Source organism: Haloarcula amylovorans (assembly GCF_004681185.1).
GTDB classification, from domain to species: Archaea; Halobacteriota; Halobacteria; order Halobacteriales; family Haloarculaceae; genus Haloarcula; species Haloarcula amylovorans.
In genome coordinates, this window is sequence record NZ_SRIF01000004.1 from 146303 (window position 1) to 165340 (window position 19038).

15 protein-coding genes are annotated in these 19038 nt (G+C 62.8%); 11 read left to right on the forward strand and 4 right to left on the reverse strand.

Annotated features, from left to right (window positions below; all coding sequences use genetic code 11):
* Positions 1 to 206 precede the first annotated feature (206 nt).
* The gene (locus E4S61_RS16625; RefSeq protein ID WP_135305091.1) at positions 207 to 1028 is read right to left on the reverse strand and encodes an ABC transporter permease; all 822 of its coding nucleotides are present in this window, start codon (positions 1026 to 1028) and stop codon (positions 207 to 209) included.
* The gene (locus E4S61_RS16630; RefSeq protein ID WP_135305092.1) at positions 1028 to 1924 is read right to left on the reverse strand and encodes an ABC transporter permease; all 897 of its coding nucleotides are present in this window, start codon (positions 1922 to 1924) and stop codon (positions 1028 to 1030) included. The genes E4S61_RS16625 and E4S61_RS16630 overlap by 1 nt, the downstream gene beginning before the upstream one ends.
* Before the next feature lie 216 nt (positions 1925 to 2140).
* Between E4S61_RS16630 and E4S61_RS16635 the strand changes: the two genes are divergently transcribed.
* The 8 genes from E4S61_RS16635 (at position 2141) to E4S61_RS16670 (ending at position 11214) form a co-directional block, all read left to right on the forward strand.
* Positions 2141 to 3373 (forward strand): ABC transporter substrate-binding protein, encoded by a 1233-nt coding sequence (locus tag E4S61_RS16635; protein ID WP_135305093.1) that lies wholly within the window; start codon positions 2141 to 2143, stop codon positions 3371 to 3373.
* Between the two features lie 2 nt (positions 3374 to 3375).
* Positions 3376 to 4497: an ABC transporter ATP-binding protein gene (locus E4S61_RS16640; RefSeq protein ID WP_245180792.1), complete on the forward strand. Its 1122-nt coding sequence runs from the start codon at positions 3376 to 3378 to the stop codon at positions 4495 to 4497.
* Between the two features lie 31 nt (positions 4498 to 4528).
* Positions 4529 to 5854 (forward strand): aspartate aminotransferase family protein, encoded by a 1326-nt coding sequence (locus tag E4S61_RS16645; protein ID WP_135305094.1) that lies wholly within the window; start codon positions 4529 to 4531, stop codon positions 5852 to 5854.
* 2 nt (positions 5855 to 5856) lie between these two features.
* On the forward strand, positions 5857 to 6867 hold the full coding sequence (locus E4S61_RS16650) for an agmatinase family protein (protein ID WP_135305095.1): 1011 nt from the start codon (positions 5857 to 5859) through the stop codon (positions 6865 to 6867).
* A 204-nt stretch (positions 6868 to 7071) separates the two neighbouring features.
* On the forward strand, positions 7072 to 7365 hold the full coding sequence (locus E4S61_RS16655) for a MarR family transcriptional regulator (protein ID WP_135305096.1): 294 nt from the start codon (positions 7072 to 7074) through the stop codon (positions 7363 to 7365).
* On the forward strand, positions 7358 to 8266 hold the full coding sequence (gene pdxS / locus E4S61_RS16660) for a pyridoxal 5'-phosphate synthase lyase subunit PdxS (RefSeq protein ID WP_135305097.1): 909 nt from the start codon (positions 7358 to 7360) through the stop codon (positions 8264 to 8266). The genes E4S61_RS16655 and pdxS overlap by 8 nt, the downstream gene beginning before the upstream one ends.
* A 25-nt stretch (positions 8267 to 8291) precedes the next feature.
* Complete coding sequence (locus E4S61_RS16665; protein ID WP_135305098.1) at positions 8292 to 9656, forward strand: NAD-dependent succinate-semialdehyde dehydrogenase; 1365 nt, start codon at positions 8292 to 8294, stop codon at positions 9654 to 9656.
* A 22-nt stretch (positions 9657 to 9678) separates the two neighbouring features.
* The gene (locus tag E4S61_RS16670; protein ID WP_135305099.1) at positions 9679 to 11214 is read left to right on the forward strand and encodes an aldehyde dehydrogenase family protein; all 1536 of its coding nucleotides are present in this window, start codon (positions 9679 to 9681) and stop codon (positions 11212 to 11214) included.
* Positions 11215 to 11391: 177 nt separating this feature from the next.
* Here E4S61_RS16670 and E4S61_RS16675 read toward each other — a convergent pair whose 3' ends face one another.
* Positions 11392 to 12384: an ornithine cyclodeaminase family protein gene (locus E4S61_RS16675; protein ID WP_135305100.1), complete on the reverse strand. Its 993-nt coding sequence runs from the start codon at positions 12382 to 12384 to the stop codon at positions 11392 to 11394.
* Positions 12385 to 12546: 162 nt separating this feature from the next.
* On the opposite strand from E4S61_RS16675, the gene E4S61_RS16680 reads away from it, so the two are divergent.
* Complete coding sequence (locus E4S61_RS16680) at positions 12547 to 13881, forward strand: aminotransferase family protein (RefSeq protein WP_135305101.1); 1335 nt, start codon at positions 12547 to 12549, stop codon at positions 13879 to 13881.
* Positions 13882 to 13991: 110 nt separating this feature from the next.
* Here the strand turns inward: E4S61_RS16680 and E4S61_RS16685 are convergent, their stop codons facing one another.
* Positions 13992 to 15485, reverse strand: a complete 1494-nt coding sequence (locus E4S61_RS16685; protein WP_135305102.1) for an extracellular solute-binding protein — start codon at positions 15483 to 15485, stop codon at positions 13992 to 13994.
* A 96-nt stretch (positions 15486 to 15581) separates the two neighbouring features.
* Here E4S61_RS16685 and E4S61_RS16690 point away from each other — a divergent pair, with 96 nt between their 5' ends.
* Together E4S61_RS16690 and E4S61_RS16695 are read left to right on the forward strand one after the other, a co-directional pair.
* Entirely contained in the window at positions 15582 to 17573 is a 1992-nt protein-coding gene (locus E4S61_RS16690; protein WP_135305103.1) for a glycoside hydrolase family 15 protein, read from the forward strand.
* 94 nt (positions 17574 to 17667) lie between these two features.
* Entirely contained in the window at positions 17668 to 18723 is a 1056-nt protein-coding gene (locus E4S61_RS16695) for a TrmB family transcriptional regulator (protein WP_135305104.1), read from the forward strand.
* The last annotated feature ends 315 nt before the right edge of the window (positions 18724 to 19038 follow it).

Sequence of the window (19038 nt, forward strand, 5' to 3'; positions counted from 1 at the left end):
TGCACGACAGCAGTGCAATCGGGTGTAAATCGCTTCAATTGGTACTATCACAATTTCTGAGAACCCTTCGAACAGCCTTAGCCAGGCTACTAGCTACGAACAACGAAACAAGTCCTGTAGCGCGTCCGTCGCCGGGCCGATTGCGTGGCGTCGTTGCAGTCTCAGAACATGAGTAACTTGCCGTCGGGAAAAACAAGAACCGTCCTCTAGTCGAGCAGCATCTCGCTGACGACGATGAGCGAGATGCTGAGGAAGAGGACGATGGTGCTGATGGCGTTGATGACCGGGCTCGTCCCGTGTTGAATCTTCGACCAGATGAAGATGGGGAGCGTGTTCTGGACCCCGCTGGTGAAGAAGGCGATGAGGAAGTCGTCGAACGAGAGGGTGAAGGCGAACAGCGCGCCGCTGACGATGCCGGGCATCAGCAGCGGAAGCGTCACCCGACGGTACGTCTGCCACTTGCTCGCGCCGAGGTCGCGGGCGGCCTCTTCGAGTTCGGGGTCGAAGCCCTGCAGCCGCGAGCTAACGGTGATGAGGACGAACGGCGTCACGAAGACGAGCTGGCCCAGCATGACCGTCTTGAGCGACGTGCTGAAGCCGACGTACTTGAACCAGATGAGCAGGCCGACGCCGAGGATGAGCCCCGGCACGGTCATCGGCGCAATGACGAGGGCACGGTAGGCCTTGCTGAGCGTGAAGTCGTGTCGGACGAGCGCGATCGCACCGAGCGTCCCCAGCACCGTCGCGACAACGGTGACCACGCTGCCGACGTAGAGGCTATTGAACGCCGAACTGACGAGGCGGCCGTTGTTCAGCAACTGCCCGTACCACTCGAGCGTGAACCCGCTCCAAGGCAGCGTCGAGAACGTTCCTTCCTCGAAGGAGAACGCTATCAGCACGATGATGGGGGCATACAGGAACACGAAGACCCCGGCGGCCCACACCTTTATCCAGTGGCTTTCGACGACTCGCCATAGCGATTCGACCGACGTTCCCGTATCGACTTTGTTGTCCGTTTTGAGGCTCATTAGAAGAGGTCCTCCACGTTAATGTACCCGAGCATCGACCACAGCATGCCGCTGACGATGAGCATCAGCACGCTACCCAGTGCCGCGCCCATCGGCCAGTCGCCACCGATACCGAACTCGTAGGCGATACGCGTCCCGACGAACAGCTCGCCGCCGCCGAGCATCGCGGGCACGATGTACGCGCCCATGCTGAAGATGAAGACGAACATGACCCCGCCGACGAGGCCCGGAATCGAGAGCGGCAAGATGATGCGCCGGAAGACAGCGGTTCGGGACGCACCGAGGTCGTAGGCTGCTTCGATGAGTGACGGGTCGATGCGTTCGAGGCTAGAGTAAAGCGGGAGAATCATGAACGGCAGCCACAGATAGGTGAGGCCGAGCCAGATAGAGAACTGCGTATTGATGAGCCACCCGATCGGTTCGTTGATGATGCCCAAAGCGATGAGACCGCTGTTGATGACGCCCTGTGATCCGAGGATTATCTTCCATCCGTAGATACGGACGATGTAGTTTGTCCAAAATGGAATCATGACCAACATCGCTAGCTGATTCTTGTACTCACCGCCAAACCGAGCGATGTAGTACGCGAGCGGGTACGCAAGGACGGCAGCGGTGACGGTGGTGAGCGCCGCGATCACCGTCGTATTGACGAACGCGGATCGATTGACGTAGTCCGTGAACACGCGCACGTAGTTGTTTAGCGAGTAGTTCGGAACCAGTGTCAGGTCCTGCATCTCCATCGTCGCGATCATGAACATGATGCCGATCGGTGCGATGAAGAGCAATAGCTCCAGCAGTACGACTGGCCCCGCGGTCGCCAGCAGGCTCCGTGACACGCGCAGCCTATTGTATACTGTCCCAATTAAACCGGAATCAGCCACATTTTCCTGAGACATACACCTCTATACTGAACACACTCCAATATAGATTGTGGTATTTCGATACTGGTCTCGGATATTTCAGCAACCGTCGTTGCACTGGGACTCGGAATAGCGGCCCACAGGGGACACCGAATTGAGTTCAGTATATGCCGATGAAGATTAGACTGAATCTCATTGCAATGGTTAGATATAAGTATCTGTCCGATTTCAATACTACGTAGACCCACAAGCATGAGTAATGATACTCCAAGTCACGATACCGACGCAGCGAGCGACCGGACGCGACGACAGTTCATCACGGGCGCAGGGGCGGTCGGTGCGGTTGCTCTCGCCGGCTGTGGCGGCCAGCGTGACATGAGCGGTGGCGGCGGCGACGGCGGCGACGGGAACGGCGGCGGCACGCAGGGGGGAACGGCCGGCAGTTCCGGAGGCGGCGACAGTAGCACCCTCAACGTGCTGACGTGGGAGGGGTACGGTGCCGAGTCGATTCTGGGCGACTTCGAGGACAAACACGACGCGACAGTTAATATCAAACTAGTTTCGAGCGACCCGGAGGCGTTCAATATCTTGAAAAGCGGCGGCGTGGACAAGTTCGATCTCATTACGCTCAACAACACGTGGGCACAGCGACACGCCCGAGCGGGGACCATTGAGTCGCTCAAGCCGGACGACTATCCGGAGATGGATTCGTTCATGGAGCACTTCAAGTGGCCGTTCTCCGCGTTCGCGCGTAACGACGAGATGTACGCGCTGCCGACTCGCTGGGGTTGGGACACGATGACGGTCAACTCCGAGAAAGTGGCCGAGGACCACTACTCCTCGTACGAGGTGCTCTGGACCGGCGGCCCGGACCAGCAGTACAAGAACAAGATCGGCATCATGGACTGGCCGACGTGGAACATCCCGAAGATAGCGATGACGCTCGGCTACCCGCCGTTCGAGCAAACCGAAGAGCAGTTAGCGGACATCAAAGAGAAGCTCATCCAGACGTTCTCGAACATGAAAGCCGTCTACAGTGGCACCAGCGCGCTTCGACAGGCGCTGTTACAGGAGGACATCGTGATGGCCCCGGTCGGGAACTTCGCCATGAGCGACCTCCGGGCGGCCGGCAACGAGTGGGTCGAGGTGACGATTCCCGAGGAAGGCGGGATGCAGTGGACGGAGGGTATGTGTATCGTCAAGAACCCCTCGAACCGGGAGTTAGCGGTGAAGTACCAGCGTGAAGTCATCAAGAAGAAGGGCCAGTACACGATTTCGTGGGAACCGTCCTCGAAGAGTCCGCCGGTCAACACCGACTCCTTCGACCAGTTCAGCGCCGACCAGCAACAGGCGCTGATGTTCGACGAGGACGGGTTCGACGCCGCGCCGAACATCATCGAGAACACGACCCAGTACGAGTTCTCGCCGATCACGGGCAAGTGGACCGACCTCTGGACCGAAGCGAAATCGAGAGCAGGAATTTAACGATGTCACTCGAAACAGTACCAGGAACCATGGACGACGACCCCGAGGACGTCGAGGGGCAGGGTGCCGTACAGTTAGAGAACCTGCGGAAGGAGTTCGGCGATACGGTGGCCGTCGATGGGATCGACCTCGACATCCGGCCCGGCGAGTTCCTGACGCTCTTGGGCCCGTCCGGCTGCGGGAAATCCACGACGCTACGCATGATCAGTGGGCTCGAAACGCCGACCGACGGGGACGTCTTCATCAGCGGCGACCGCGTCACGCCGCAGGCCGCGAACAAGCGAAACACCAGCATGGTGTTCCAAGAGTGGGCACTCTTTCCGCATATGACGGTCGGCGAGAACGTCTCGTTCGGGCTGGAGATGGACGGTGTCTCGAAATCCGAACGCGAGGGACGCATCGAACAGGCCCTCGAGATGGTCGAACTCCCCGGCTATCAGGACCGCCCGGCCACCGAACTATCCGGGGGACAGAAACAGCGAGTGGCGATGGCACGCGCGCTCGTCCGCGAACCGGACGTGCTCCTGCTCGACGAACCGCTGGCGAGTCTCGATCGGAAGCTACGCCAACATATGCAGGTCGAGTTGAAACAGATTCAAGAAGAACTCGGCACCACGTTCATCTACGTCACCCACGACCAGGAGGAGGCGCTGACGATGTCCGACCGCATCGCCGTCATCGACGGCGGCGAAATCGCACAGATCGGGACAGCGAACGACCTGTACGAACACCCGAACACGAAGTTCGTCGCCACGTTCCTCGGTGAGACGAACATCTTCGAGGGGACGCTACGCTCGACTGCTAGCGGGTCCGTGGTCGAAACCGGCGATGTGGACATCGCCGTCGCCGAGTCGTCCGACCGGGACGGGGAGTCCGTCGCCGTCGCGGTGCGACCGGAGCGCATCGCGGTCGCCGACCGAGGGGCCGATCTCGGCGTCGCCAACGAGTGGACCGGGACGGTCACGGAGACGATATACAAGGGGTCGTTCAACAAGTACGGCGTCGACGTCGGCGGGACGGAGATACAGATCGAACAGCAGGTCGACGGCAGCGAGAAGTTCGAAGCGGGCGAGACCGTCACCGTCGGCTTCGACGCCGACGCCGTCGAGATCGTCCCAGAATAGCGTCGGTCGAGCACTCACAGGAGATTCATCTATGTCGAAACACCAGCCGCAGGAACTGACGAACGAACGTATCGAGGCGCAGTACGACGAGTACCTGATGCCTATCTGGAAGAGTCTCAACGTCCCGCTGCGCCGTGCAGCGGGCTGTACCGTCGAGGACTTCGACGGGACGGAGTATCTCGACGTCTACTCTGGGATCTCGGTGACGAACGTCGGCCACCGTAACGAACGGGTCATCGAGGCGGCGAAAGACCAACTCGATGAGTTCGTCCACGGGTGTTCGTACGTCCACCCGAACAAACCCGTCGCCGATCTCGCCGAACGCATCGCCGAGATTACGCCTGGCGACTTACAGAAGACCTTCTTCTGCAACTCCGGGACCGAGGCTGTCGAGGGGGCCATCAAACTCGCGCGCAAGTACACCGGGAGCAAAGAGGTCGTCGCGCTCGAAATGGCGTTCCACGGGCGGACGCTCGGGAGCCTCGCGCTGACCGGGAACAAGGCGTACAAGGACGGGATGACCCCGACGATCAACGATGTCACGCACGCCAGCGCGCCGTACAGCTATCGGTGCCAGTCCTGTGCGGACGAGGACGGCTGTACCGGCCGATGTGCCGCGGACATCGAACAGGTCATCAACACCCACACCGCCGACGATCTCGCGGCTATCATCGTCGAACCGGTGATGGGCGAGGGCGGCATCGTCGTCCCCTCGGAAGATTGGCTCGCTCGCGTCCGTGACATCGCCCACGACCACGGCGCGCTGCTCGTCGTCGACGAGGTGCAGACGGGCTACGGCCGGACCGGGGAGATGTGGGCCTCGGAGCACTTCGACGTCGTCCCGGACATCCTCACGCAGGCGAAGGGCATCGCCAACGGGCTTCCGTTGGGCGCGCTCACCGCCTCGGCGGAGATCGCGGACTCCTTCGGTGCCGGTGACCACCTCTCGACGTTCGGCGGGAATCCGGTCACGTGTGCGGCCAGTCTCGCCACCATCGACGCGCTGCAGGACGGGATACTCGACCATACCCGCACGCAGGGCGAGTGGCTGTCCGACCGGCTGGTGGAACTCGAACGGGAGTACGATGTCGTCGGCGAGACACGCGGCCTCGGTCTGATGCAAGGCGTCGAACTGGTCGATCCAACGACCACCGGTCCAGCCGGGGTCGCGCCAGCCCCGGACTCGCAGTTGGCGAAAGCCGTCGGGACACACCTCCGGGAGTCGTCGCAGATAATCATGGGCGTCGGCGGGTTCCACAAGAACGTCATGCGGTTCCAGCCGCCGCTGACGATTTCGCGCGAGCAGCTAGAACGCACTGTGGACTCACTCGAACAGGCGATTCAGGCGAACACGTGACCATGACCGACGACTCCACGGAGCGATCCGACGCACAGGCCTTCTGCGAGGCGACGACGGGGACGAACGTCGAGCTGCCCTACGCCGGTATCAAGACGTTTATGAAGGCCGCCAGTCGGGATATCGAGGACGTGAGCGGCGTCGACGCGGCCGTTCTGGGCGCGCCCTTCGACGGGACGGTGAGCAACCGTCCCGGTGCCCGGTACGGCCCGCACGGCATCCGCGTGGCGAGTTCGTGGCTGGCCTACCTCTCGGGATACAAGGGTGGCCTGACGAACATGTACACCGGTGAGCAGGTGGATTACTCGTCGCTCTCGCTGGCCGACTGCGGCGACGTCCCAGTCTTCCCGACCGACGCGACCAAGACCGCCGACAGCATCGAGGCCCACGTCGCCACCCTCGCCGAACAGACGTTCCCGGTCTTTCTCGGCGGCGACCATCACTGTACGTACCCCGCGTTCCGTGGGTTCGCACGGGGAGCCGACCTCGATTCCGTTGGACTGGTCCAGATCGACGCCCACACGGATACGACGGCCCGGAGTGACCTGTTCGGCGAGGAGTACCACGGATCGGTGACCCATCACATCGCGAACTCCGAGTTCTCGTCGTACGAACACGTCAGTCAGGTCGGCATCCGCGGCTACGAAGCGCCCGACTTCTTCGACTTCGCTGAGGACGTCGGGCTCAGCGTGTTCTCGACCGCCGACATCCACGAACGCGGTATCCGGCCGATCCTCGACGACGCCATCGACGCCGCGGCGGCGGAGACCGACGCCGTCTACGTCACCTTCGACATCGACTCGGTCGACCCCTCGGTCGCCCCCGGCACCGGGACGCCCGAACCCGGTGGTCTCTCGGCGCATCAGGCGCTCACCGTCATGCAGCGACTCGGCGATGTCGACGCGGTCCGGGCGATCGACCTGATGGAAGTCGCGCCCCACTACGACCCCGCGGACAACACCCAGCAACTTGCGGCCTACCTCCTCGCCGCCTTCCTCGAACGCCGGTTCTGAATACCGACGCTCGTCCGTGGTCGCGGGAGTGGATATTTTGGACGGTTTCCGCGGACGGGCGACCGAAGCGAGACCGGTCTCCACGTATTTCTCCCCACCCACCCTATTGTCTACAGTACTGCAATCCATCTCAGAATCGGACAGTATTGAAACACAAACTATTATATTGGACTGAGTCCATTCTCTTTCCAGAGGTTGTCTCGAATGTCCAAGTCAAAAGAACCGCCCACACAACCCACAACGACGCTGGCGGAGCTCCCGCCCAGCGCGAAGCTGGTGCTGAAAGTGCTAGAAAACGCCGACGAGAAACTGACACAGCAGATGTTGACCGACGAGACGTACATGCCCCGCCGGACGACGCGGCACGCGCTTCGAGAACTGAGGCAGGCCGGCTTCGTCGAGGAGGAAGTTCACTTCGGCGACGCGCGCAAGCGCCTGTACTCGCTGACTGACGAGTACGTCCAGCACGTTGAACCGCGCGGGGCGCGAGATGTCTGAGGCGACGGACGTAGCGGAGCTGCGCCGTGGGACCGAGCTCGTCAAGCGCGGCTTCGCGAAGATGCAGAAAGGCGGCGTCATCATGGACGTGGTGACGCGCGAACAGGCTCGCATCGCCGAGGCCGTGGGTGCAGTGGCGGTCATGTCTCTGGAAGCAGTGCCAGCCGATATCCGCAAACGTGGTGGCGTCGCCCGAATGGCCGACCCCGCCGAAGTCGAGCAGATCATCGACGAGGTGTCGGTTCCCGTAATGGGGAAAGCCCGTATCGGCCACACGAAAGAGGCCCAGATCCTCGAAGCCACTGGCGTGGACATGATCGACGAGAGCGAGGTGCTCACGCCGGCGGACGACCGCTACCATATCGACAAGCGCGAGTTCACCGCGCCGTTCGTCTGTGGCGCGCGCAACCTCGGCGAAGCGCTCCGGCGCATCGAGGAAGGGGCGGCGATGATTCGGACGAAAGGTGAGGCAGGAACCGGCGACGTGAACCAAGCCGTCCATCACCAGCGCACCATTTCGAGCGCGATCCGGGAACTCGAAGGCGCGAGCTACGAGGAGAGAGAGAAGTGGGCCCGCGAAAATGAAGCACCGGCCGAGTTGGTCCACGAAACGTCGGAGCGGGGTCGTCTCCCGGTCGTGAACTTCGCCGCCGGCGGCATCGCGACGCCGGCGGATGCGGCGCTCATGATGTCCCACGGCTGTGACGGCATCTTTGTCGGCTCGGGCATCTTCGGCGCGGAAGACCCCGAAGCGATGGGCGAAGCCGTCGTCGAAGCGGTCAACAACTGGGACGACCCCGGCGCCCTCGTAGAGATCAGCAAGAACGTCGGTTCGGGGATGCGCGGCGACGCTAACGCCGACCTCCCCGAGGAAGAGAAACTGCAGAGCCGCGGCGTCTGAGGCGACTATCGAGAGGACACACACGATGCAGACGACAAATCCAGCGACGAACGAACCCATCGCGACGTACGAACAGCACAGCCCAGAGACGGTCGAGAAGCTACTGGCTCGCGCCGACGAGACCTTTCGGGATTGGCGCGAGCGCCCGATAGAAGAGCGAGAGGCCCTCGCCGTATCGCTCGGCGAGATTCTGCGGTCGAACGCCGAGGAGTACGCGGCGACGATGACCCACGAGATGGGGAAACCCCTCGACCAGGCCGTCGCCGAAGTCGAGAAGTGCGCCGACCTCTGTGACTACTACGCCGAGCGGAGCGCCGAACACCTCCAAGACGAACGAATCGGGGCCGAACCGGGGACGAAGACGTACGTCTCCTACGAACCGCTCGGCGCGGTACTTTCGGTCATGCCGTGGAACTACCCGTTCTGGCAGGTGTTTCGCTTCGCCGTGCCCGCGCTCACCGCCGGGAACGTCGGCCTGCTGAAACACGCGCCGAACGTCCTCGGCTGTGCGAATGCCATCGAAGCGTGCTTCGAGGAAGCGGGCTACCCGGCGGGCGCGTTCGCGTCGATACAGGTCGAAGACGAACGAGTCGCGGACATTATCGCCGACGATCGGGTCCGCGCAGTGACGCTCACCGGAAGCACGGGAGCCGGTCGAGCGGTTGCGGCGGCGAGCGGCGAGAACCTGAAGAAAACCGTGTTAGAACTGGGCGGGAGCGACCCCTTCGTCGTGTTAGCGGACGCACCGCTAGACGAGGTGGTCGACGCCGCCGTGACGGCGCGAAACCAGAACTCTGGACAGACCTGTATCGCCGCCAAGCGCTTCTTCGTTCACGAGTCCATCCACGACGAGTTCGTTGAGCGGTTCGCACGCGAAGCCGAGCAGTTGACCGTCGGCGACCCGACCGAGGAAGGAACGGATGTCGGTCCGCAGGCGCGTGCCGACCTGTTGGAAGAGTTAGATTCACAGGTGCAGCGATCCGTCGAGGCGGGCGCAACTGTCGAGACCGGTGGCGAGCCGTTGGACCGCGAGGGGAACTTCTATCCGCCGACGGTGCTGACCGGCGTGCCCGAGGACTGCCCGGCGGCGACCGAGGAACTGTTCGGTCCCGTCGCGGCCGTCTTCCCGGTTGAGAGCGACGACGAGGCGATCGAGGCGGCCAACGACACGCAGTTCGGCCTCGGCGGAAGCGTCTGGACAGCCGATGCCGACCGAGGCGAAGCGCTCGCAAAGCGCATTACCGCGGGCAACGTCTTCGTCAATCAGGTCGTGAAATCGGACCCGCGTCTCCCTTTCGGCGGCGTGAAGGAGTCGGGCTACGGGTCGGAACTCGCCGGTCACGGCATCCGGGAGTTCACCAACGCAAAGACGATTTGGGTCGAACGCTGATTTCAACGGAAAACGATACCACATGACACAGAGTCAATTCACCGAGACGACGCGGGAGAACCACCAGCGAGCGATCGACGAAGCGACGGCCGACGTTCAGTTCGACGCGTGGATCGACGGCGCGGCACACACTACAGCAGGTGGCGAGCGGTTCGAGACGTGCGACCCAACCGTCGAAGAACCGATTACGACGGTCCCACGCTGTGACGAGGACGACGTCGACGCCGCCGTCGACGCCGCAAGAAATGCTTTCGAAGGCAAATGGGGCGATCTGACGAACTCCGAACGATCCGAAGCGATCCTCGACTGGGCCGACGTGCTGCGAGACCACAGCGAGGAACTGGCGCTCCTAGAGAGCCTCGACACCGGGAAACCACTGGCGAACGCCGAATACGAGGTCGGGAAGGCGCTCGACTACATCGAGTACTACGCCCACGTCGTCCGCGGCGAACAGGGAAGCCAGATTCCCGTCGCAGACGACGCACACGCCTACGCCACGCAGGAACCGTACGGCGTCGCGGGCCTCATCGTCCCGTGGAACTACCCGATGATACTCACTTCGTGGAAGCTCGGCCCGGCGCTCGCGGCGGGAAACTCCGTCGTCCTGAAACCGGCGGAGAACACGCCGCTGACCGCGACGCGCATCGCACAACTGGCCGAAGGTATCCTCCCCGACGGGACGCTCAACGTCGTCCACGGATTCGGTGACGAGGTGGGCGCGCCACTGACGAAACACGAGGGCGTCGACAAGCTCTCCTTTACCGGCGAGGACAGAACTGGCGAGGTCGTTATGAAGGCCGCCGCCGAGCAGATAACCCCTGTCACGCTCGAACTTGGCGGGAAATCACCCTTTGTCGTCTTCCCTGACGCCGACTTAGCGGAAGCCGCCGAGATTGCCGCGGACGGTATCTTCTACAACACGGGCCAGTCCTGTGACGCCTTCTCCCGGACCGTCGTCCACGAGTCTATCCACGACGAGTTCCTCGACCTGTTCATCGAGGAGGCGGCGACCCGGGAGGTCGGCGACCCGCTTCGGGACTCGACGGACTTTGGTCCGCTCGCCTCCGAACAGCAGTTCGAGAAGGTACGCGAGTACGTCGAAGTCGGGAAAGAAGCGGGCGCGACGCTGGCGTACGGCGGCGAGCCGGCTGACCTCGCCGGCGACGACGAGGGCTGGTTCGTCGAGCCGACGATCTTCGACGACGTGGACAACGACATGCGTATCGCCCAGGAGGAAATCTTCGGTCCCGTCGCCTCGGTCATCACCTTCGAGGACTACGAGGAAGCCATCGAGATCGCCAACGATGTCGACTTCGGTCTCGCATCCGGTGTCGCGACGCGGGACCTCTCGCTTGCCCACCGTGCTGCCGACGACATCGATGCGGGAACCGTCTGGGTGAATCAGTACGGACGGCTGGTCCCGGGAACAGCATTTGGCGGCTTCAAGCGCTCGGGCATTGGCCGAGAGTGTGCGAAAGAGACGCTCAAGAAGTACCAGCAGACCAAGACGGTCAACGTCGCTCTCGACGACCCGGAACTCCGTCCTCGCGACGAATAGTCTAGAAAATCGCACGGCTTGTTGAACCTGGTTCGGAATTTTCACTACATAGTAGCCGACCGGAGTAGTGAGCCGAAAACGCAGTCGAGGAGCGGCTGGGCGAGAGTCGCGGTTCGCCGTTTCCCCGAAAAGAACGCGTGAGAGGCTGGGACCGACAGTCGAGGTCGGCGGTTCGCCCTAGCGGCCGGTACCGAGTAGGTCGAACTCGGCCCCTTCCTCGGCTTCGCGGGCGGCGCGGTAGGCGACGCGCGCGGCCGCCACGTCCTGTATCGCCAGTCCGGTACTGTCGAAGACCGTGATGGAATCGTCTTCGATGCGACCGTCTTTGCCCCCGACGACGATTTCGCCGAGGTCGCCGTAGATGCCCTCGTCGGTGAGCGTCCCTTCGGAGTAGGGGACGTTGATCTCGCCCGAGTGAGTGGTCTGTGCGTGGTCGTCGATGACGAGTTTCGCTTCGAGGAGAATTTCGTCGGCCAGTTCCTGCTTGCCCTCAGCGTCGGCTCCCATGGCGTTGACGTGCGTGTGGTCACCGAGGTCCTCGCGGCTCACGATCGGGTCTCGAACCGGCGTGACGGTCGAGAGAACGTCACACGATGCGGCGTCGGCGATGTCGCCTTTTCGCACCGAGAATTCGTCGCCGAAGTGGTCGACGAACGCCTGCGCACGCTCGTCGTCGGGGTCGCTCACGACGATGTCACGGATCGGCCGGATCTCGGAGATAGCTTGTACCTGCGTGTACGACTGGACGCCCGCGCCGATGATGCCGAGCGAGGTGGCGTCCTCGACAGCGAGGTAGTCGGTCGCCACGGCCGCCGCGGCACCCGTCCGCTTCATCGTCAGCTCCGTCCCGTCCATGATCGCGAGCGGAAGTGCGGTGTCGGGGTCTGAGTAGATCATCGTCCCCATGACCGTCGGCAGGCCGTGATCGTCGGGGTTGTCGGGATGGACGTTGACCCACTTGATACCGGCGGCGTCCCACTCGCCGGCGTCCATGTACGCCGGCATCGCCCGGAAGTCGCCGTTGTACTCGACGAGGTCGATGTAGGACTTCGCTGGCATCTGTGCGGTTCCGCGTTCGTAGGCGGCGAAGGCGTCTTCGACCGCCGGGATAACGTCACTCATCTCCGCGCAGTCTCTGACGTTCTCGCTGCTCAGTAGGAGCACGCTCATAGCGTGACCAACACTACGTAGGATAATAGCTGATTTGATGGCCCTAATATTGGCCAGTATTCTATAACTCCCAAATTATTCGGATGACAGCCATATCTGAAGTAGTGCACCGCCCCGGCGGCGAAAGTAATATATGATTCGAAAAATAAGGCATAGAATGAGATGGCATACAATAGCAAAACCGAGATTTCGTCGTCAGGTTCATCTCATATCCCCCACTGGCACGACCCGGAGGGCAGCCGGTTCACAGTGAACGAGGGAGAGGGACCGTATCTCTTCGACGAGACTGGCGAGGCGTACCTCGACTTCGTCTCGTCGCTCTACTGTGCCAACGCCGGGCACGACAACCAAAACATCATCGACGCGATGACCGAGCAACTGCAACGGGTTCCGTACGTCTCCTCGGCGAAGGAAAACGACACTCGAACGGAACTGGCGGACAGGCTTGCGGACATCGCCCCCGACTCTCTCTCCGACGTCGTCTTCTCCGTCTCGGGCAGCGAGGCCAACGAACTGGCGATTCAGTTCGCCCGGAAGAAACAGGACGCCTCGAAGATCCTGACGCGCTGGAACTCCTATCACGGGAGCACGTACGGTGCGGGCGCGCTCACAGGCGAGCCGACGACGCGCAACGCCGTGGAGACTCACGCGGCCACGACAGGCGCAGTGAAGTTCCTCCCTGCGCGGGCACACGACTCGCCCTTCGATGCGGATTCGCCGGAGGCCCTCGCGAAACAGGCCGCCGACCACGTCGAGTTCGTCATCCGCAACGAGGGTCCCGAGACTGTCGCCGCCATCCTCATCGAACCCGTCGCGGGGTCGAGCGGTAGCTACACCGCACCGCCGGGCTACTTCGAGCGACTGCGCGAGATCTGCGACGAGTACGATGTCCTCATGATCGCCGACGAGGTCATCACCGGATTCGGCCGCTGCGGTGAGATGTTCGGCATGCAGACCGAAGGTGTCGTCCCGGACATGCTCACATTTGCGAAGGGCGTCACCAGTTCCTATGCGCCGCTAGCTGGCGTGATCATGCGCCCTGAAGTCGGGGAGTCGATTCGCAGCGGCACCGACATCGGACAGACGTTCGCTGGCCACCCGGTGGGCTGTGCTGCCGCGTTGGCGGCCATCGACGAGTACGAGGACCATCTCATCGAGAACGTTCAGGAACTCGCGCCGATACTGGAGAACGAACTGGAGTCGCTAGCGGCGAATCACGAGGAGATCACGACCGTCCGCGGACGCGGGTTCCACTGGTCGATCGTCGTCGAGAACCCCGAAACGGGCGACCCGTTCAAGAATAGCTGGGTCAGCGACGAGGACACCGACAATCCTCTCAACGACATCACCGAATTCGCCGAAGACGAGGGCCTGCTCGTGGGCATGGGACGCCCGGACTACCAACTGATCGCCTCCCCGCCGCTGTGCGTGGACGAGAGCGAGATTCGAGAGGCCGTCAGCATCCTCGACGAGGCGTTCGAGACGGTTTTCAACTGACGCTGCGAACGAGGGTATCCCGACTGGGTCGCAGCGAGCCACGCGACGTTTTTCTCGCTGAATCGACGAGGAGTGAGACCGCGCTAGACGAACGCGCCGAACCGGTCGCGTCAGTTACTGCTTTCGGTCTGCTCTAAGCCGGACTGGAGCGTGGCCATCGCCTTCGCGGAGGAGATGTCCTGGTTGACCGCGCGGTTGGCTTGCTGGGCAATCTTGCTAGACTGGTCGCTCCAGACGGCCGTGACCGGACGGGCCATCGTGTTCTCGCCGGCCACGCGGAGCGTGTCCATGTAGCCGCCCATCGGGTCGATATTCGACGCCTCGCTTGAGTTGAACAGACTGCCCCGCGGCGGGAGCCACCCCTCCATCTCCAGCAGGAACAGTTGGAACTCGGGCTTCATGGTGGCTCCGATGACCTTGCTGACGGCGTCGTGCCGCTCGCTGTAGGGGTTGACAGTGACGTGCCAGCCACCCAGCGCCGACGTCGTCCCGCCAGTTCCCTGGAACTCGGCGTCGCTCTCCGAGACGGCGTACGGGATCGGCATCGTCCCGAGGTCGTCACCGAACTCCGAGGCGGCCTGGTTGATCGCGTAGGGCCAGTTGCGATGGAAGACCGCGTTCCCGTCGAGGAACGGCGCGAGCGAGCCGTCTTCGATCCAGCCGAGGATGTTCGTCGGCGTGAAGCCGCCGCCGTAGCCTTCGAGGCCGTCGAAGTCCTCGTCGTGGACGAACTTCCGCATCATGTTCAGCGAGTTGACGACGGGTTCGGAATCGACGGTGACGGGCCGGTCGCCCACCGGCCCGAAGAGATTCTCGCGGCCGCCGAAGTACGCGCCGCCCCACGAGGACAGGACCTCGTTGAACGTACAGCAGGCAGTCCCCTCGTAGATGTCCCACTGGGTCGTAAAGCCGTACTCGACGTCTGCCGCGTCGAGCGTGTCGGCCGCGACGTTCGACCACTGCTTCCAGGTCATCGGTTCGGTGGCCCAGTTCTCGGACTCCGGACTGTACCCCGCTTTTTCGACGAGGTCCTTCCGGTACAGCATCGTTGGGTAGTCGGGGTAGAGCGGCACGCCGTAGAGGTCGCCGCTCGCCGGGTCGATGGCCGTCTCGGTGAAACCGCTGAAGTACTCCTCGTCGATGGTCGAGAGCATGTCGTCCGTGAGGACCTCGGAGAGGTTGGCCAGTTGCCCTCGCTGGATGAAGACGTTCACCCATCCGTTGTCCATCAGGAACATGTCCGGTTCGGTCTCCTGTGAGCTCAGGAGGCGGTTGTAGTTGGCCCGTCGCTTCCCGCTGTCGGGCTGTCCCTGTGCGAACTCGATTTGGATAGTATCTGAAAGCCCGCCCTTCTCGTGAAGCGCGTCACGGACTTCGTCGGCGTGGTCCTGCACTACCGTCGCGTCGAATCCCCACGTCACCGTCGTCGCTTCGCCTCCGGCCTCGCCGGTCTGCGTTCCGCCGGCGTTTCCGTCACCCTCCCCGCCGTTGAACACGCTTGCACAGCCCGCGAGTCCCGCTGCGATCCCCGATGCGCCCGCTCCCGCGACGAACCGTCGCCGCGAGATGCTACGCCGCTCACCGTTCGCTGAGTTCTCTGTCATCGCTTGCTTTGTCAATCAAAATACGTCCACTTATAGTTTAGGGATTTGAATTGAGATATCACAAGAACTTTATCTGCAGTGTAACGCAACTCCGGTATGGGACTCCGACGGGCACTCGACGATTACAAACGAAACCGAGAGAGCGCAGACGTATTCCCCGGCGAGCGGCGCACGCAGGCGGGGCGGTTTACAAGTTCGAATCGGCGGCTGGTCCACGTCGACCCGGCCGGGTCGATTCGAGAGTACTCGTATCCGCTCTCGGGATTTCACGGAATCGCTTCTTCCCGGTTCGGCGTTCGAATCGACGGAACGGTCACGTGGTTCGACACCCTCGACGGGTCGTCACAGACCTCGCGCGAAGCGAACGCGGTCGTCGAGACGGTCCACGAACTGGAGACCTTCGACGTCGTCCAGCGCGACTTCACCGACGACCTCTCGCACGCGACTTCGTTCGAACTCGTCGGCGAATCACCGGCTCCCCTCGAAATCGTCGGGTTCGTCGAGTTCGCCCCGGAAGGAGACAGTCGAGTCGGGCAATTAGTCCACGACGACGAGGTCGTGGAACTGTACCACGACCGGGAGCACGACTATCTGGCGGCATCGACTGAACTGACGATCACGCCGGAAGTGATGGAGCAGTTCGACGAGATTCTGGCCGACGAGCCGCAATCGTTTCCGCGAGGGGGCGAATCCGAGAGCTACGAGGGGAGTCGCCTCACCGGTGGTGTCTCCTTCCGGGCCGAGCTCGAAGGCGGACGGACGACGGTCGTCACCACGCTGTCGGATATCGAGGATCAGTCGCGCTCCGAGAGTCTCGCACGGATCACCGACCGGACGCAGCGCTACCGCGCCCCATCGCAGTTTCTCACCGCTGCGCGACAGTCGATGCAGTCGACTGACGGAACGGACCAGCTCGTCCAGACAGACCTTCACGTCCTCGATCTGTTGTCCGCGCCGACCGGGGCTCGGATAGCGGGTCCCGACTTCGACCCGCACTACCAGTACTCCGGTGGCTACGGGTACACGTGGTTCCGGGACGACGGGGAGATCTCGACGTTCCTCCTGGAAGCCGACGAGCGACTCGGTCTCGACGCCGGGGAGCAACACCGCAAGAGTGCCCGGTTCTACCTCCAGACGCAACTCGCCGACGGCCGGTGGCCCCACCGGGTGTGGCCGAGGAACGGTCGACTGGCCCCCGGGTGGGCGAACGGCCACGTCGAGGGATCCGAGACCCAGTATCAGGCCGACCAGACCGCGAGCGTCCTCGTCTTCCTCGCGGAGTACCTCGCTACCCACCGCGATTCGCTCCCGACCGAGATGGCGCTCAACGTCGAGAGCGCGCTGGAGTCGGGCGTCAAGGGGATGGACATTTCGCTGGAAGCGGACGGGTTGCCGACCGTGTGCGAAAACGCCTGGGAGAACATGAACGGACGCTTCACGCACACCGCGGCGAAATTCTTGCACGCCTACAGTTCGATTGCGACCGCACCGCTGAACGACGCCGTTCGGACCCACGCAGCGGCGCAGGCGGACCGAATGTACGACGCGCTGGAGACGATGTGGTGTCCCGACGAGGACATCTACGGGCTTCGACTGGACGACGGGGAGTTGGATACGCGCGTCGATAGCACCACGTTCTCGCTGATCGACGCGCATCTGGCCTACGAAGCGGTAGCGGACGTGGACGATGAGCGACGGCGACGGCTCGAAACTCATCTCGAAGCGGCGTTCGAACGGCTCTGGACGGAAACCGACGACATCCGAGGGCTGAGGCGGTTCGAGGCGGATACGTGGCGTCGACGCGGACAGTCGAGTGAGAAGGTCTGGACCGTCTCGACCGGCTGGGGCGCGTACGCGGCCGAGAAGGCGACTCGGCTGTTCCCATCGACGAGCCGACAGTTCGATCCGACGGCGTGGGCCGACCGGCTGTTCGCCGAGATCGACCTCACGGGGTCGCTCTGTCTTGATTCGGGCTACTTACCGGAACAGTTCTTCGATTCCGGCACACCGGACAGTGCGACACCGCTGGGTTGGTCACACGCCATCCGACTCGCGACGTACGCGGCTCGGCGTTCGCGGAACGCGTGAGCGCCTCGAAATGCCCGTCCCAGGTACCGACCAACCACCACGAGCGGTCTTCCGATACTAAGCTTTATCTCGGGCATCGGCCCAACGGATGGGTATGGCGGCGGACGACATCGTCGACAGTCTCACCCGGTTCGGTCTCTCGGAGAAGGAGGCGCTCGCGTACGTGACCGTCCTCCGGAACGGTTCCACGACGATTCGCGTGGTCTCCGAGGAGACGGACATCTCGAAGAGCTACGCGTACGACATCGTCGATAAGTTAGCGGAGCGCGACCTCATCGAGATCGACGACCACGTCCAGCCGACGCGACTGCGGGCGATCCCACCCTCGGAGGGCATCGAAAATCTGGTCTCCCAGTTGCACTCCATCGAGACGCAACTCGACGACCTGTTCGACTCGGAGAGCTACGAGCAAGAGAAGTTCAGCATCATCAAGTCGCGTCGAACGATATTCACGCAGCTCGGCGAGCTGATCGACGCCGCGGAGTCCGAGATCGTCCTCGCGCTACCGGCGTCGGCACTGGAGCGGGTCGAAGCGTCGCTCCGAGCGGCGCGGGAACGCGGGGTGTTCTGTATGCTGTTGGTGACGGAGTACGACGGCGAGACCCCCATCGGCGAGTCGATAGCGAACGTCGTACAGACGTGGAGCGCCCCAGCGCCGGTGACGCTCACCGTCGACCGCTCGGCCGGCATCGTCTCATCGGCTGACGCCCTGTTGAACTCGAACTCGGACGAATACGCGATCTACCACGCGGAAGAACACATCGTCTCCTCGCTGTTCGATTCGTTTATCGCGAACTACTGGCCGATGGGCGAGCAGGTACACGTCTCCCGACCCGAGCCGTTGCCCAGAACCTTCGATAGCTTCCGCCACGCGGTGTTCGAAGCGGCGCTGTACTTACTGGATGGGGAGACCGTCACCGTCGAGATGGACGTTCGCTCCACACAGAGCGTGGAGCCCTTCGAGACCGTCACGGGGACGATCGTGGACGTGAAGCAGAGTCTCGTCCGCCCCTTCTCGAACGAGTTTCCGACGCAGGAATCGTTCGTCGTCGAGACGGCCGACGGGACGTTCACCGTCGGTGGCTCCAAGGCCTTCTTAGAGGACTTCGAGGCCGAGCGCGTCACGCTGAAACCCATGGCTGACGAGTGATAGCAGCGCGTCATCGCAACGTCGTTGCCGGCCAGTCAGCGCTCAGCGCGGTCGGCACGCAGAGAAGCCCTTCACGGAGGGCGATTCGAGGTGTGACTAACGGGTGGACCGGTTCGGTCGAAGGGAGGCCCATGGGAGCCGCGGCCGCGACCCCCAGTGAGGGCGTCGTCGCCCGTTTCTCGTCCCGGACGACGAATGGTCGACGTCGAGTGCAGGAAATCTGCATCGACCGTCTCTGCATCTTGGCCTCCTCTGTCATCCGGTAAGTGCTTTCTGGTGAGCCTCGGCTGACGAAGCTCGAATCCGACAGTATAC

What these genes read in the sequence shown, in the direction of transcription:
- E4S61_RS16670 (WP_135305099.1), top strand. Translation starts at nt 9,679, where the DNA reads ATGACACAGAGTCAATTCACCGAGACGACGCGGGAGAACCACCAGCGA.
- E4S61_RS16650 (WP_135305095.1), top strand. Translation starts at nt 5,857, where the DNA reads ATGACCGACGACTCCACGGAGCGATCCGACGCACAGGCCTTCTGCGAG.
- E4S61_RS16690 (WP_135305103.1), top strand. Translation starts at nt 15,582, where the DNA reads ATGGGACTCCGACGGGCACTCGACGATTACAAACGAAACCGAGAGAGC.
- E4S61_RS16640 (WP_245180792.1), top strand. Translation starts at nt 3,376, where the DNA reads ATGTCACTCGAAACAGTACCAGGAACCATGGACGACGACCCCGAGGAC.
- pdxS (WP_135305097.1), top strand. Translation starts at nt 7,358, where the DNA reads ATGTCTGAGGCGACGGACGTAGCGGAGCTGCGCCGTGGGACCGAGCTC.
- E4S61_RS16665 (WP_135305098.1), top strand. Translation starts at nt 8,292, where the DNA reads ATGCAGACGACAAATCCAGCGACGAACGAACCCATCGCGACGTACGAA.
- E4S61_RS16635 (WP_135305093.1), top strand. Translation starts at nt 2,141, where the DNA reads ATGAGTAATGATACTCCAAGTCACGATACCGACGCAGCGAGCGACCGG.
- E4S61_RS16645 (WP_135305094.1), top strand. Translation starts at nt 4,529, where the DNA reads ATGTCGAAACACCAGCCGCAGGAACTGACGAACGAACGTATCGAGGCG.
- E4S61_RS16680 (WP_135305101.1), top strand. Translation starts at nt 12,547, where the DNA reads ATGGCATACAATAGCAAAACCGAGATTTCGTCGTCAGGTTCATCTCAT.
- E4S61_RS16685 (WP_135305102.1), bottom strand. Translation starts at nt 15,485, where the DNA reads ATGACAGAGAACTCAGCGAACGGTGAGCGGCGTAGCATCTCGCGGCGA.
- E4S61_RS16675 (WP_135305100.1), bottom strand. Translation starts at nt 12,384, where the DNA reads ATGAGCGTGCTCCTACTGAGCAGCGAGAACGTCAGAGACTGCGCGGAG.
- E4S61_RS16630 (WP_135305092.1), bottom strand. Translation starts at nt 1,924, where the DNA reads ATGTCTCAGGAAAATGTGGCTGATTCCGGTTTAATTGGGACAGTATAC.
- E4S61_RS16625 (WP_135305091.1), bottom strand. Translation starts at nt 1,028, where the DNA reads ATGAGCCTCAAAACGGACAACAAAGTCGATACGGGAACGTCGGTCGAA.
- E4S61_RS16695 (WP_135305104.1), top strand. Translation starts at nt 17,668, where the DNA reads ATGGCGGCGGACGACATCGTCGACAGTCTCACCCGGTTCGGTCTCTCG.
- E4S61_RS16655 (WP_135305096.1), top strand. Translation starts at nt 7,072, where the DNA reads ATGTCCAAGTCAAAAGAACCGCCCACACAACCCACAACGACGCTGGCG.